This is a genomic window from Kribbella sp. NBC_00382 (assembly GCF_036067295.1).
GTDB lineage: Bacteria > Actinomycetota > Actinomycetes > Propionibacteriales > Kribbellaceae > Kribbella.
In genome coordinates this window covers 5,831,889-5,844,412 of record NZ_CP107954.1, presented here as the reverse complement: position 1 = coordinate 5,844,412, position 12,524 = coordinate 5,831,889, and the positions used below count along the sequence as shown (strand labels likewise).

General features: G+C 67.9%; 14 protein-coding genes. 12 read left to right on the top strand and 2 right to left on the bottom strand.

What is annotated here, in order from left to right:
- Positions 1 to 11 precede the first annotated feature (11 nt).
- Positions 12 to 680 carry an LON peptidase substrate-binding domain-containing protein gene (locus tag OHA70_RS27895; protein ID WP_328322629.1) on the top strand — a complete coding sequence of 223 codons (669 nt, stop codon included), beginning with the start codon at positions 12 to 14 and terminating at the stop codon, positions 678 to 680.
- A gap of 14 nt (positions 681 to 694) precedes the next feature.
- Here the strand turns inward: OHA70_RS27895 and OHA70_RS27890 are convergent, their stop codons facing one another.
- On the bottom strand, positions 695 to 1,588 hold the full coding sequence (locus tag OHA70_RS27890) for a LysR family transcriptional regulator (protein ID WP_328322628.1): 894 nt from the start codon (positions 1,586 to 1,588) through the stop codon (positions 695 to 697).
- 137 nt (positions 1,589 to 1,725) lie between these two features.
- Here OHA70_RS27890 and OHA70_RS27885 point away from each other — a divergent pair, with 137 nt between their 5' ends.
- The 7 genes from OHA70_RS27885 to OHA70_RS27855 all read left to right on the top strand — a co-directional run bounded on the left by OHA70_RS27885 (position 1,726) and on the right by OHA70_RS27855 (position 6,175).
- Positions 1,726 to 2,460 (top strand): SDR family NAD(P)-dependent oxidoreductase, encoded by a 735-nt coding sequence (locus tag OHA70_RS27885; protein ID WP_328322627.1) that lies wholly within the window; start codon positions 1,726 to 1,728, stop codon positions 2,458 to 2,460.
- Positions 2,461 to 2,490: 30 nt separating this feature from the next.
- Positions 2,491 to 3,114: an NADPH-dependent F420 reductase gene (locus tag OHA70_RS27880; protein WP_328322626.1), complete on the top strand. Its 624-nt coding sequence runs from the start codon at positions 2,491 to 2,493 to the stop codon at positions 3,112 to 3,114.
- Positions 3,115 to 3,165: 51 nt separating this feature from the next.
- A complete protein-coding gene (locus tag OHA70_RS27875) occupies positions 3,166 to 4,101 on the top strand; it encodes an SDR family oxidoreductase (protein ID WP_328322625.1) in 936 nt (311 codons plus the stop codon).
- Between the two features lie 64 nt (positions 4,102 to 4,165).
- Positions 4,166 to 5,011, top strand: a complete 846-nt coding sequence (locus OHA70_RS27870) for a metalloregulator ArsR/SmtB family transcription factor (protein ID WP_328322624.1) — start codon at positions 4,166 to 4,168, stop codon at positions 5,009 to 5,011.
- A complete protein-coding gene (locus OHA70_RS27865) occupies positions 5,008 to 5,598 on the top strand; it encodes a dihydrofolate reductase family protein (protein WP_328322623.1) in 591 nt (196 codons plus the stop codon). The genes OHA70_RS27870 and OHA70_RS27865 overlap by 4 nt, the downstream gene beginning before the upstream one ends.
- A 32-nt stretch (positions 5,599 to 5,630) precedes the next feature.
- Complete coding sequence (locus tag OHA70_RS27860; protein ID WP_328322622.1) at positions 5,631 to 5,867, top strand: ribbon-helix-helix domain-containing protein; 237 nt, start codon at positions 5,631 to 5,633, stop codon at positions 5,865 to 5,867.
- Positions 5,867 to 6,175: a type II toxin-antitoxin system PemK/MazF family toxin gene (locus tag OHA70_RS27855; protein ID WP_328322621.1), complete on the top strand. Its 309-nt coding sequence runs from the start codon at positions 5,867 to 5,869 to the stop codon at positions 6,173 to 6,175. Before OHA70_RS27860 ends, OHA70_RS27855 begins: the two co-directional genes overlap by 1 nt.
- Before the next feature lie 24 nt (positions 6,176 to 6,199).
- Here the strand turns inward: OHA70_RS27855 and ilvD are convergent, their stop codons facing one another.
- Entirely contained in the window at positions 6,200 to 8,050 is a 1,851-nt protein-coding gene (ilvD, locus tag OHA70_RS27850) for a dihydroxy-acid dehydratase (protein ID WP_328322620.1), read from the bottom strand.
- Between the two features lie 170 nt (positions 8,051 to 8,220).
- Here ilvD and OHA70_RS27845 point away from each other — a divergent pair, with 170 nt between their 5' ends.
- The 4 genes from OHA70_RS27845 (at position 8,221) to OHA70_RS27830 (ending at position 12,507) form a co-directional block, all read left to right on the top strand.
- Positions 8,221 to 9,063, top strand: a complete 843-nt coding sequence (locus OHA70_RS27845) for a helix-turn-helix domain-containing protein (protein ID WP_328322619.1) — start codon at positions 8,221 to 8,223, stop codon at positions 9,061 to 9,063.
- Complete coding sequence (locus OHA70_RS27840; RefSeq protein WP_328322618.1) at positions 9,060 to 9,506, top strand: VOC family protein; 447 nt, start codon at positions 9,060 to 9,062, stop codon at positions 9,504 to 9,506. Before OHA70_RS27845 ends, OHA70_RS27840 begins: the two co-directional genes overlap by 4 nt.
- 26 nt (positions 9,507 to 9,532) lie before the next feature.
- Complete coding sequence (gene recQ / locus OHA70_RS27835; protein WP_328322617.1) at positions 9,533 to 11,380, top strand: DNA helicase RecQ; 1,848 nt, start codon at positions 9,533 to 9,535, stop codon at positions 11,378 to 11,380.
- Between the two features lie 65 nt (positions 11,381 to 11,445).
- Positions 11,446 to 12,507, top strand: coding sequence for a hypothetical protein (locus OHA70_RS27830; RefSeq protein ID WP_328322616.1), 1,062 nt, complete (start codon positions 11,446 to 11,448; stop codon positions 12,505 to 12,507).
- Positions 12,508 to 12,524 lie beyond the last annotated feature (17 nt).

Below are 12,524 nucleotides of genomic sequence, written 5' to 3'. Positions count from 1 at the left end.
GGCTCCTTGGTATGGACTCCCGCCTGCCGCTTCTCACTGTCGAGACAGTGATCTTTCCTGGGCTGGTGCTCCCGATCCCCGTCACGGACGTTCAGGGGCGGTCGGTGATCCGCGACCTGGTCGAGAACGGCGGCGAGATGGTCTGCGGCGCGGTGGCGGTCCGGGACGGGTACGAGCTCGGTGACCGGGTGTTCCGGTCGCTGTACGGCACCGGCTGCGCGGCGACGATCTCGGAGATCTCCCTCGACATCGACGACGACGGCCCGGTCGAGATCACCCTGACCGGCAACCGCCGCTTCAAGGTCGCCGAACTCGACAGCGGCGGCGACTACCTGGTCGCGGACGTCGAATGGCTCGACGAGGAGCCGGGCGACGACCCCCTCGGCACTGCGACCGTCGCGGTCGAGCGCTTCCGCCGGTACGCCGCAGCTGTCACCGAGATCTCGCAACCCGGCCTGCGCATCGGCTCACTCCCCGACGACCCGGGCACGCTCTCGTACCTGATCTCCGCCGCGATGACCCTGGTCACCCCGGATCGTCAGAAGCTCCTGGAAGCCCTGGACACCACCACCCGGCTGGCCCAGCTGGTCGGCCTCCTCGACACGGAGCTCTCCGCCATCAAGGCCCTCCCGTCCCTCCCGGCGGTCGACGTCGCCTGGTCGGACATGTCCCCCAACTGAGGCTGTCCACAGCCTCAGGCTTGACCGCCTGAATAAGCCTCGTAGTTTCCGCATTCGGCCGTGATCTCGGCCGTCGCTTGCGCCGCGGTGAAGAAGTCCTCGGCCAGCGGCGAGGTGCGGGATGCCGGCATGGCGAAGCACACCTGGTCGGGCGCGAGCTCCGGCACGGGCACGTAGCTGATGTCCGGGCGTGAGTAGAACAGCGTCTCCGAACGCGCCACGAATGAGATGCCCCGGCCGGCCGCGACGTGCTCGAGCTTCTCCTCCACGCCGCGCACCCGGAGCCCGGAGTCGGGATGCGGGCGCCTGGTGGGGTGCGTGCTCGGGTCGGCATGCCAGACCAGCGGTTCACCGGCCAGATCGGCCTCGGTGACCTCCTCCTTGCCGGCCAGCCGGTGGCCCGCGGGCAGCACCACCATGAGCGGCTCCGCGTACAGCGGGATCACGCGCAGGCCGGTCTCGTCGATCGGCAGCCGCACGTAGCCGACGTCGAGGCGGCCGTCGAGCAGCATCGCGGCCTGGTCGTCCCATTCGATCCGCTGCACGTCCACGGCCACGTCCGGATGCTGGGCCTCGAACACCTGAGCCGCTGGGATGACCGGGATACCGGTCCGGAAACCGATCGCCAGTCGCCGGCTGCCGTGGGCGGCCACGGTCACCCGGCGGCGGACCGCGTCCGCGGAGGCGAGCAGCGGACCGGAGTCGGCCAGGAGTTGCCGGCCGGCGTCGGTCAGCGCCACTCCGTGGCGATCCCTGATGAACAGCGAGGCGCCGAGATCCTGTTCCAGCGCGCGGATCTGGCGGCTCAGGGCCGGCTGCGCGATATGCAGCTCCTCCGCGGCGCGGCCGAAGTGCAACTGGTCGGCGACGGCGAGGAAGTAGCGCACTTTGCGCAGGTCCAGATCCATGGCACCTCCCGATTCGGTGATGCCTCCAAGCTATCACCGCGTCGAAAAGAGGTCTTGGACAGCCGCTCAGGCCAATGACAGCCTTGATATGCAAGCAACAGCACCACAGTGAATTCCAGAAAGCAGGCAAATAGATCGTGGGAAAGCTCGAAGGCAAGGTAGCGGTGATCACCGGCGGATCCACCGGTATGGCATTGGCCGGTGCCAAATTGTTCGTCGAGGAAGGAGCGCACGTCTTCATCCAGGCCCGGCGACAGGACGCCCTGGATGAGGCCGTCGAATTGATCGGCCGCAACGTCACCGCCGTCCAGGGTGACGCGGCCGAGCTGGACGACCTGGACCGCTTGTACGACACCGTGAAGCGGGAGAAGGGCTCGATCGACGTGCTGTGGGCCAGCGCCGGAATGGGCGAACCCGCGGCCCTCGGCGAGATCACCCCGGAACAGTTCGAACGCACCTTCTCGCTCAACGCGCGCGGCACCCTGTTCACCGTGCAGAAGGCACTGCCGCTGATCAACGACAACGGCTCGATCCTGATGACCGGATCCAACGCATCCCTCGGCGCCTACCCCGGCTGGAGCCTCTACGCGGGCAGCAAGGCCGTCCAGCAGGCCTGGGCCCGGGTCTGGCTCAACGAACTGCGCGACCGCAAGATCCGGGTCAACGTGCTGACCCCCGGCCAGGTCGCCACCGCCAAGCAGGCAGAGCTGTTCGACGAGGCGACCAAAGCCGCCTTCGAGTCGCTCATCCCGCGCGGCGAGATGGGCCGCCCCGAAGAAATCGCCACCATCGCCCTGTTCCTCGCCTCCGACGACTCCAGTTACGTCAACGGCCTGGAGCTGGTCGCCGACGGCGGCACCACCGCCATCTGAACCTCAACAACAGCAAAGGAAGCACAGCTCATGAGCAACATCACCCTCATCGGGACGGGCAACATGGCCCACGCCATCGGCACGCTCGCAGTCAAAGGCGGCAACACCGTCGAGGTCATGGGACGCGATCAGTCCAAGGCCGACGACCTGGCCAAGGCTCTGGGCGGCGGCACGACGACAGGCAAGTGGGGCGCCGTCCCGGCCGGGGACATCGTCATCACCGCCCTCCTGTTCGCGGGTGTCGTACCGGTCGTCGCCGAGTACGGAGACGCCCTCGCGGGCAAGGTCATCGTCGACATCAGCAACCCCTTCAACGCCACGTTCGACGGTCTGGCGCACGGCGACGAGACCTCGGTCGCGCAGGAGGTCGCCAAGGTGGCCCCGGCCGGCGCCAGCGTGGTGAAGGCGTTCAACACCATCTTCCGCAATGTCCTGGAGAAGGGCCGGCCTACCGTTTTCATGGCCGGCGACAATGCGCAAGCCAAAGCGGATCTGGCGACATTCATCGAGAGCCTCGGGTTGCGCCCGCTGGATGCCGGCGGCCTGAAAATGGCGCACTGGCTGGAAGGAATGGGCCTGGTCACGGTGAGCCTCGCCGGTAATGGCGTCGGCCATTGGGACTTCGCCCTCGGCGTCAACGAATTCACCGACTGAGCAGACTCGTACCGCAATTCTTCGCCGCATAAATTCACAAGGAGCAGCAGCGTGCACGTCTTCGTCACTGGCGGAACCGGCCATTCCGGTTCGTACATCATCTCCGAGCTCATCTCCGCCGGGCACGAGGTGACCGGGCTGGCCCGGTCGGACACCGCCGCGGCGGCGCTGTCCGCGCTCGGCGCGAAGGTGCGACGCGGCGACCTTCAGGATCTCGACGGGCTCAAGGAGGCGGCCGCGGATTCCGACGGCGTCATCCACGTCGCGCACCGGCAGGACTTGCTGGTGACCGGCGGGATGGACGCCGTGGCCGCCGCGGAGCTGCCGATCATGCACGCGTACGGCGAGGCGCTGGCGGGATCCGGAAAGCCGCTGGTCGCGGCGGGGAGCATCGGCTCACCCGGGCAACTGGGCCGGCCGGTCACCGAGGAGGATCCGGCCCAGCTCGTCGGCGATGAGCACCAGGGCACTCTCAGGGTTCGCAATGCCGTGGAATCCGCCGTCATCGGCCTCGCCGAGCAGGGAGTGCGGTCGTCGGTCGTACGGATTGCCAATATCGCGCACGGCACGACCGATCAGGCCGGCTTCCTCCCCATCCTGATCGCGCTCGCGAAGGAGAAGGGGTTCGCCGGCTACCCCGGCGACGGCGCGAACCCGTGGAACGCCGTGCACATCCGCGATGTCGCCTCCCTGTTCCGCGTGGCGCTGGAGAAGGGGCCGGCCGGCAGATACTGGCACGCGGTCGGGGACGGGGCTATCCCGCTGCGCGAGATCGCCGAGGCCATAGGCAGCCGCCTGGGGCTGCCCGCCGTGAGCATTCCCATGGACGAACTGATGGTGCCGGGGTACTTCGGGTTCCTCGCGAACCTCGTCACGCAGAGCTACCCGGCGTCCAACCTCATCACCCGCCGGACCCTCGGCTGGGAACCCGCCCAGCCCGGCCTACTCGCCGATCTGGACAACGGCCACTACTTCCCCGCCGGCTAACGGCGCCAAGAATACTCAACATATTCCTTGACAAGAATATTCTTCATGGTGAATGCTTTGAGCCATGGACGCACTGATCACCGCGCTCGCCGACCCGGCTCGATGGCGGCTCGTGAACCTGCTGGCCGAGCGGCCGCGGTCGGTCGGTGTGCTGGCTCAGCTTGCTGAGGCAAGGCAGCCGCAGACGACCAAGCACCTGCAGACCCTGGAGCGCGCCGGGCTCGTCACCTCGCAACGGACCGGCCAGCGCCGCATCTACGCACTCCAGCCCGATCCGCTCCGCGAACTGGCAGCCGCCCTCAGCCAGCTCGCCGACGCCACGGATCAAGGCGCACGTAAGACCTTCGACCGCCACGGCATCAGCCTCGACGCCGAGCGACTCGCGGCGGAGGAGGCCGGTTGGGCCGATGGGCGCTCCTTCACCTTCCTCCACTCACTGCCCACCTCAGCCGAGCAGGTCTGGCGATACTTGACCGAGGCCGACCTGCTGGCCCAGTGGTGGGCGCCCGAGGATCTCCGCGTCTCGGAGCTCGTCTTCGAAGCACGACCAGGCGGCCGGATCATCCTCGAGTACCGCGACGCGGAAGACAGCGACGGCTCCGACCTCGTCGCCGGGCGCTCCGAAGGAGTCGTCACCGACATCCGGCCGGGCGAGCACCTCGCCTATCGCAACTCTCCTGTGCTTCCTGACGGACGTACCGCGTTCACCGCCCACACGAGCTACACCCTCCGGCCGACCGACGCCGGCACGGAGCTCGACGTCGAGCTGCGGATCACCGACAGCACGATCGACTCCGCCGACTTCATCGCGGGGATCGAGCTCGGCTTCGGCCAGAGCCTCGACAAACTCGCGGCGGCTCTCGCCGCCACCGACACCTCAAGCGCCACGCCGACAAGGAGTACGAAATGACCGACCGCCTGGTGACCGCCAACCTCAACATCTCGCTCGACGGCCGCTACAACGGCCCCGGCGGTGCGATGGATCTGGGCGCGATCATCCCCTACGCGACCACCGACGTGGCCCGCGACCACATGACCCGCCTGTACGAGAACGCGACCACCGCCGTTCTCGGCCGGCTCAACGCCCAAGGATTCCTGGGCTTCTGGCCATCGGTCGCCGACAACGAGGACGCCGACCCGCGCGACCGCGGCTACGCGAAGTGGCTTCGCGACACCGACAAGGTCGTCTTCTCCACCACCCTGACCGAGTCCCCGTGGGAACGCACCCGCCTGGTGAACGCGCCGGCCGCCGAGGTCATCACCGAACTGAAGAGCACCGGCGAAGGCGAGATCCTGGTCAACAGCAGCGCCAGCATCATCAAGGCCCTGCTCGCAGCCGACCAGCTCGACCGCCTGTACCTGATGATCACGCCGCAGATCGCCGGCGGCGGTCAGCACCTCTTCGAGGACGGACTGCCGGCCACCCAGTGGAAGGTCACCCACCAGGAAACCGGCGATCTGGGCGAGCTGGCCATGGTCTACGACAGGGTGCGGTAGAGAATTGAATCCCAGACCGGTATGGTTCTGGTATGAGCAAGCAGATCACAGTGCGCCTGCCGGACGAACTCGTCGAGTTCATGGACCGGCTGGTCGATGACAACAAGGCGTCCAGCCGGGCGTCAGTGGTCGCGCGCGCGATGGAGCGGGAGCGGCGCCGCGAGTTGGCCGAACGGGACGCGGCCATCCTCGCGGCCCACGGAGACTACGAGGACCTCGACGGACTGGCGGTCGCCGCCGGCGGGACAGTACTGACTGATCTCGACTGATGCGACCGCTGCACATCGCGCGCCTGGACAAGCCCCGCCCGGTCGTCGTGCTGACCCGCGAACTGATCAGGCCGCGGCTGACCAACGTCACGGTCGCCCCGATCACCAGCACCATCCGCGGCCTGTCGACCGAGGTACTGGTCGGCAGCCAGAACGGTCTGGATCATCCCAGCGCGATCAGCTGCGACAACATCCAGACCATCCCGAAACTCCAGCTGGGCCGGCTGATCGGCTACCTCCTCCCCGAGCAGGAGGAGGCGCTGGCCGAGGCGATCACCCTCGCCTTCGACCTCGAGCTGTCCCTCTGAGATTCAGCCGAGCTTGCCGACGATTCAGCCGAGCTTGCTGACGTCCCGTACTGCGCCCTTGTCGGCGCTGGTCGCCATCGCGGCGTACGCCCGCAGCGCCGCCGACACCTTGCGGTCACGTGCCTTGGGCGCATAGACCCCACCCAGAGCGTCCCGGCGAGCAGCCAGTACGTCGTCAGCCACCAGCAACTCGATCGAGCGCCCGGGGATGTCGATCCGGATGCGATCGCCGTCCTCCACCAAGGCGATCGTCCCGCCCGACGCCGCCTCGGGCGACGCGTGGCCGATCGACAATCCCGAAGTACCGCCGGAGAAGCGGCCGTCGGTGATCAGTGCGCAGACCTTGCCCAGCCCGCGGCCCTTCAGGAACGACGTCGGGTAGAGCATCTCCTGCATCCCCGGCCCACCCTTCGGGCCTTCGTAGCGGATGACGACGACGTCGCCGGGCTTGATCGCCTTGGCGAGGATTTTCTCGACCGCCTCTTCCTGCGACTCGCACACGACGGCCGGGCCTTCGAAGGTCCAGATCGACTCGTCCACGCCGGCCGTCTTCACCACGCAGCCGTCGACCGCGAGGTTGCCCTTCAGCACTGCCAGACCGCCGTCGACCGAGTACGCATGTGCCGCATCGCGGATGCACCCGCCGGCCGCGTCGGTGTCCAGCGTCTCCCAGCGCTCGGACTGCGAGAACGCCGTGGCCGACCGCTTGCAACCGGGGGCCGCGTGCCAGAGCTCGACCGCCTCGGCCGACGGGGATCCACCGCGGACGTCCCAGTTCTTCAGCCAGTCGTCGATCGAGGCGCTGTGCACGGTGTGGATGTCCTCGTTCAGCAACCCGGCGCGGTACAGCTCACCGAGGATCGCCGGGATGCCACCCGCGCGGTGCACGTCCTCCATGTAGTACGTGCCACCCGGGGCGACGTTCGGCGCGACCTTCGCCAGGCAGGGCACGCGACGGGAGACGGCGTTGATGTCGTCCAGGTCGAAGTCGACCTCGGCCTCCTGGGCCGCGGCGAGCAGGTGCAGGATCGTGTTCGTCGAGCCGCCCATCGCGATGTCCAGCGCCATCGCGTTCTCGAACGCGGCTCGCGACGCGACGGTCCGCGGCAACACGGTCTCGTCGTCGGTCTCGTAGTACCGCTTGGTGATCTCGACGACTGTGCGGCCGGCGTTCTCGTACAGGGCCTTGCGCGCGGTGTGGGTGGCGAGCACCGAGCCGTTGCCCGGCAGTGCCAGGCCGATCGCCTCGGCGAGGCAGTTCATCGAGTTCGCGGTGAACATGCCCGAGCACGACCCGCAGGTCGGGCAGGCGTTCTCCTCGATCCGCAGGATGTCCTCGTCGGAGACGTTCTCGTTGACCGCCTCGGACATCGCGTCGATCAGGTCCAGCTTGCGCACGGTGCCGTCGACCAGGGTGGCCCGGCCGGCCTCCATCGGGCCGCCGGAGACGAACACGGTCGGGATGTTCAGCCGGAGCGCGGCCATCAGCATGCCCGGGGTGATCTTGTCGCAGTTCGAGATACAGATCAGCGCGTCCGCGCAGTGCGCCTCGACCATGTACTCGACCGAGTCGGCGATCAGGTCGCGGGACGGCAGGCTGTAGAGCATCCCGCCGTGGCCCATCGCGATACCGTCGTCGACCGCGATCGTGTTGAACTCGCGGGCGATCCCGCCGGCCGCGTGGATCGCCTCGGAGACGATCCGGCCGACCGGCTGCAGGTGGGTGTGCCCCGGGACGAACTCGGTGAAGCTGTTCGCGACCGCGATGATCGGCTTGCCGAAGTCCTCTCGGGCGACGCCGGAGGCCATCATGAGGGCGCGGGCGCCGGCCATGTTGCGGCCGTGGGTGACGGTACGGGACCTCAGTTCAGGCACGACGATCTCTCCAAATCAGCTGCGAACGACTGTCTGTCATGGTGCCACCCCGGGTCCAGATGCCGAAACGCCGGTCCCGTATGACGGATGGCCGGCTCGCCGCCACCACGTATCTCGGGGTCTGTGGACGACCCCGAGCTTTTGTCCCCGGGCGGCTTTAGCCTGGGCAGATGGCGGGCTTCGAGCATCACGTGCGTAGGGCTCATCCGGCCCTGCGCCCGTATCTCGGCGACCTCACCGGCTACGCCTACCGCGGTGCCCCGCTTGAGCTGCATCGCGGTCTGCCCTCGCGGTACCTGACGATCGTGATCAGCCTGGACGAGCCGCTCGGCATCGCCTGGCCGGATTCGCCGGTGGAGAAGTACCAGACCGTTGTCAGCGGGTTGCATTCGACGGCTGTGCGGATCGGGGACTCCCCCAATCTGGCGGGCATCCAGCTCGCGCTCACGCCGGCGGGGTCGCGGGCGCTGCTGGGTCTGCCGTCGGGTGAGCTCGCCACCACGATCCTGGACGTCGACACGCTGTTCGGGATGCCGGCGCAGGAGGTCGGCGAGCGGCTTCGCGCGACACCGCACTGGCATGAGCGCTTTGACATCGTGGAACGGCTGCTGCTCGAGTCGTGGCGAGACGAGCCGATCGGTGCGCCACGGGCCGAGCTCGGCTGGGCTTGGCGACGGATGTGTGAGTCTGCGGGCGGGATCGGCGTACAGGAGCTGGCTGGTGAGGTCGGGTGGAGCCGGCGGCATCTGACCGAGCAGTTCCGCGCGGAGTACGGGTTGGCCCCGAAGGTCGCTTCCCGGGTACTACGTTTTGAGCGGGCCGTCTCGCGGCTCAAGGCAAGGCCGCTGACCCGCCTGGCGGATCTCGCGGCCGACCTCGGGTACGCCGATCAGGCGCACCTCACCCGTGAATGGCACGCGATCGCCGGGTGCTCGCCGCGGCAGTGGATGACCGAAGAGCTCCCATTCGTCCAAGACGACAACCGGACCGCCGTTGCAGAGTCGGGGGTATGAACACGACGACGAACGACACCGTGATCGGGGTCTGGCCGACGCTGGTCTATCGCGATGGTCAGGCAGCTCTCAAGTTCCTCACCGAAGGGCTGGGGTTCACTCTGGTCGCCTCGTACGCCGGGGTCGCCGAAGGGTCGATCGCGCATGCCGAGCTGGCCTGGCCGGCCGGCGGTGGGGTGATGGTCAGCTCGGTCGATCGCAACGCCGAGCCGAACGAGTTCGACCACTTGGCCGGGCAGCTGCAGTCGGTCTATCTGGTCTGCGCGGACCCGGACGCGTTGTGGCCGCAGGTGATCGCGGCGGGGGCGACCGTAGTACGGGAGATGCGTGAGGAGGACTACGGATCGCGCGGCTTCAGCGTCGCCGATCCGGAGGGAAACGTGTGGAGCATCGGCACCTATCGCGGCGAGATCGGCGCGTTGTCCACAGGTGGCCAGCAGTGATTTCGGGATCTCCGTAGAATCGCCGGGTGACAGAGACGACCCAGCCGCTGGACGACACCTCGAGCGAGGCCTTGCAGGTCTTGCACCGGGTGTTCGGGTACGACTCGTTCCGGGGTGAGCAGCAGGACATCATCGAGACCGTCGTCGGTGGCGGTGACGCCCTGGTGCTGATGCCGACGGGTGGTGGCAAGTCGCTCTGCTACCAGATCCCTGCGCTGGTCCGGTCAGGTGTTGGGGTGGTCATCTCGCCGCTGATCGCGTTGATGCAGGACCAGGTCGACGCGCTGACGGCGCTCGGCGTACGGGCCGGGTTCCTCAACTCGACGCAGGACTATGAGCAACGGCGCGAGGTCGAGCAGGCGTTCCTGTCCGGCGACCTCGACCTGCTCTACCTGGCGCCCGAGCGGCTCCGGGTGGAGGCGACGACGCGGCTGCTCGACCAGGGCAAGATCGCGCTCTTCGCGATCGACGAGGCGCACTGTGTTTCGCAGTGGGGGCACGATTTCCGGCCCGACTACTTGATGCTGTCGGAGCTGCACGAGCGCTGGCCCGACGTCCCGCGGATCGCGCTGACAGCCACGGCGACCGAGGCGACGCATGCCGAGATCGCGACGCGGCTGAACCTGAAGTCCGCGAAGCACTTCGTCGCGAGCTTCGACCGGCCGAACATCCAGTACCGGATCGTGCCGAAGGACAGCCCGCAGAAGCAGCTGCTCGACCTGCTGCGCACCGAGCACGCGGGCGACGCCGGCATCGTCTACTGCCTGTCCCGCAACAGCGTCGAGAAGACGGCCACCTTCCTGACCCAGAACGGCATCGAGGCGGTCCCGTACCACGCGGGTCTGGACAGCCGGGTCCGCGCGAAGAACCAGTCGCGGTTCCTGCGCGAGGACGGGCTGGTGGTCGTCGCGACGATCGCTTTCGGGATGGGCATCGACAAGCCGGACGTCCGGTTCGTCGCGCACCTCGACCTGCCGAAGTCGGTCGAGGGCTACTACCAGGAGACCGGCCGGGCGGGTCGTGACGGCCTGCCGTCGACAGCCTGGCTCGCGTACGGACTGCAGGATGTCGTCCAGCAACGCAAGATGATCGACACCTCCGAGGGCGACGCCGCCCACCGGCGCCGGCTCGGCACGCATCTCGACGCGATGCTCGCGTTGTGCGAGACAGTTCAATGCCGTCGGCAACAACTTCTCGCGTACTTCGGGCAGACCGGCGAGCCCTGTGGCAACTGCGACACCTGCCTCACCCCGCCGGAGTCATGGGACGGCACCATCCCGGCGCAGAAGCTGCTCTCGACGGTCTACCGGCTCCACCACGAGCGCAACCAGAAGTTCGGGGCCGGCCAGGTGATCGACATCCTGCTCGGCAAGACCACCGACAAGGTCAAGCAGTTCCGGCACGACGACCTGACCGTCTTCGGCATCGGTACGGAGCTGAAGGACACAGAGTGGCGTGGCGTCGTCCGCCAACTGCTCGCCCAACGGCTGCTCACGGTCGAAGGCGACTACGGCACGCTGCTGCTCACCGAAGAGAGCGCCGAGGTGCTCGGCCGCCGGCGCGACGTGATGATGCGCCGGGAGCCGGAGCGCGTGGCACGGTCCAGTTCGCGGTCGAGTGGTGGCAAGAAGAAGGCTGTCGTCGACCTCTCCCCCGAGGCCGAGCCGATCTTCGAGCGGCTGCGCGCCTGGCGGGGCGCCGTCGCGAAGGAGACGGGCGTACCGGCGTACGTGATCTTCCACGATGCGACGCTGCGGCAGATCGCTACCGATCTGCCGGGCAGTCTCGCCGAGCTGGGCAAGATCAGTGGCGTCGGCGAGAACAAGCTGGCGAAGTACGGCGACGGCGTGCTGGAGGCATTGGCCGCGGAGTAGGTGTGACGCGATTGTCTGCCCACCGCGTCTGAGTGGGTATGCAAACAATCGTTTCTTCTTTGCTGTTGGCAACTACCGTGGGCGGCCTGGCGGCGCCCGCGCCGATCGACTGGACGGTGACCCCGACCGGTCCCGAGAACGCTGTGCTCTACACGACGGAGCAGGCCGGCGGCTCGTTGTGGAGCGTCGGAATCAACCTGGAACCGGGCAAGGACGGCTCGCTCAAGTTCCACCCGCTGGCGGTGCGCTGGGACGGCAAGTCCTGGCAGCAGACCAAGCAGCCGGTGCCGGACGGCCGGCTGGACGACCTACTGGTGAAGTCGGCTGACGATGTCTGGGCGGCCGGTGCGACCGAGGACGGCGCGGCGACGCAACCCATCCTGCAGCACTGGAAGGGCAGCGCCTGGAAGGTGGTCGACAACCCTGCTGGAGACGACAACGCGCAGTACACCGCGCTCGCCACGCAGGACGACGGGCTGCTGGTCGGACGGTACGGCGACCAGACCAGCGTGCTCCGGTACGCCGGTGGCAAATGGCAGGAGCTCCCCCGCGAAGGTCTCCAGCACATCGTCTACATCGACGATCTCAAGGTGGTCGGCAAGGAGATCTGGGCGGCCGGCATCGGTGGAGTCGCCCGCTACGACGGCACCCGCTGGACCAAGGTGGAGCTACCGGTGGACCTTCTTGACGGCCGGCAGCTCGAGGTGGCCGAGCTGGTCGTCAAGGCGCCGGACGACATCTGGGCCGTCGGCGAGAAGCCGAGCCTGGCGAACTGGCGTGAGCCGCTCGCCCTGCACTTCGACGGAAAGGCGTGGACGCAGCTCGGCACGCCAGTCGCCACCGGGCAGTTCCACGAACTCGAGTTTCTCGACGGCAAGGCGATCGCCGTCGGCGGCAACCCGAACACCGGTGAGCCGCTGGTCGCCGAACTAGCAGGCAAGGAGTTCGTGCGCACCACTACCCCGCCCGGCGCCGGCTACCTGCAGGGCAGCGCCAAGGTCGGCCAATGTCTCTGGACCGTCGGCGTCGCTGCCGAGACGACACCCGACGGATTCGAGAAGCCGTTCATCTCCGTCGGAAAGCACCAGCCCGATGCCGGCCACGGTCTGACGGCGGCCGGCTGTTAGCTCGCAGCAGACGAGGA

Excerpts from the sequence above, each read along its gene's own strand:
- OHA70_RS27895 (WP_328322629.1), top strand. The coding sequence starts at position 12 with ATGGACTCCCGCCTGCCGCTTCTCACTGTCGAGACAGTGATCTTTCCT.
- OHA70_RS27890 (WP_328322628.1), bottom strand. The coding sequence starts at position 1,588 with ATGGATCTGGACCTGCGCAAAGTGCGCTACTTCCTCGCCGTCGCCGAC.
- OHA70_RS27880 (WP_328322626.1), top strand. The coding sequence starts at position 2,491 with ATGAGCAACATCACCCTCATCGGGACGGGCAACATGGCCCACGCCATC.
- OHA70_RS27870 (WP_328322624.1), top strand. The coding sequence starts at position 4,166 with ATGGACGCACTGATCACCGCGCTCGCCGACCCGGCTCGATGGCGGCTC.
- OHA70_RS27865 (WP_328322623.1), top strand. The coding sequence starts at position 5,008 with ATGACCGACCGCCTGGTGACCGCCAACCTCAACATCTCGCTCGACGGC.
- OHA70_RS27860 (WP_328322622.1), top strand. The coding sequence starts at position 5,631 with ATGAGCAAGCAGATCACAGTGCGCCTGCCGGACGAACTCGTCGAGTTC.
- OHA70_RS27855 (WP_328322621.1), top strand. The coding sequence starts at position 5,867 with ATGCGACCGCTGCACATCGCGCGCCTGGACAAGCCCCGCCCGGTCGTC.
- OHA70_RS27845 (WP_328322619.1), top strand. The coding sequence starts at position 8,221 with ATGGCGGGCTTCGAGCATCACGTGCGTAGGGCTCATCCGGCCCTGCGC.
- OHA70_RS27840 (WP_328322618.1), top strand. The coding sequence starts at position 9,060 with ATGAACACGACGACGAACGACACCGTGATCGGGGTCTGGCCGACGCTG.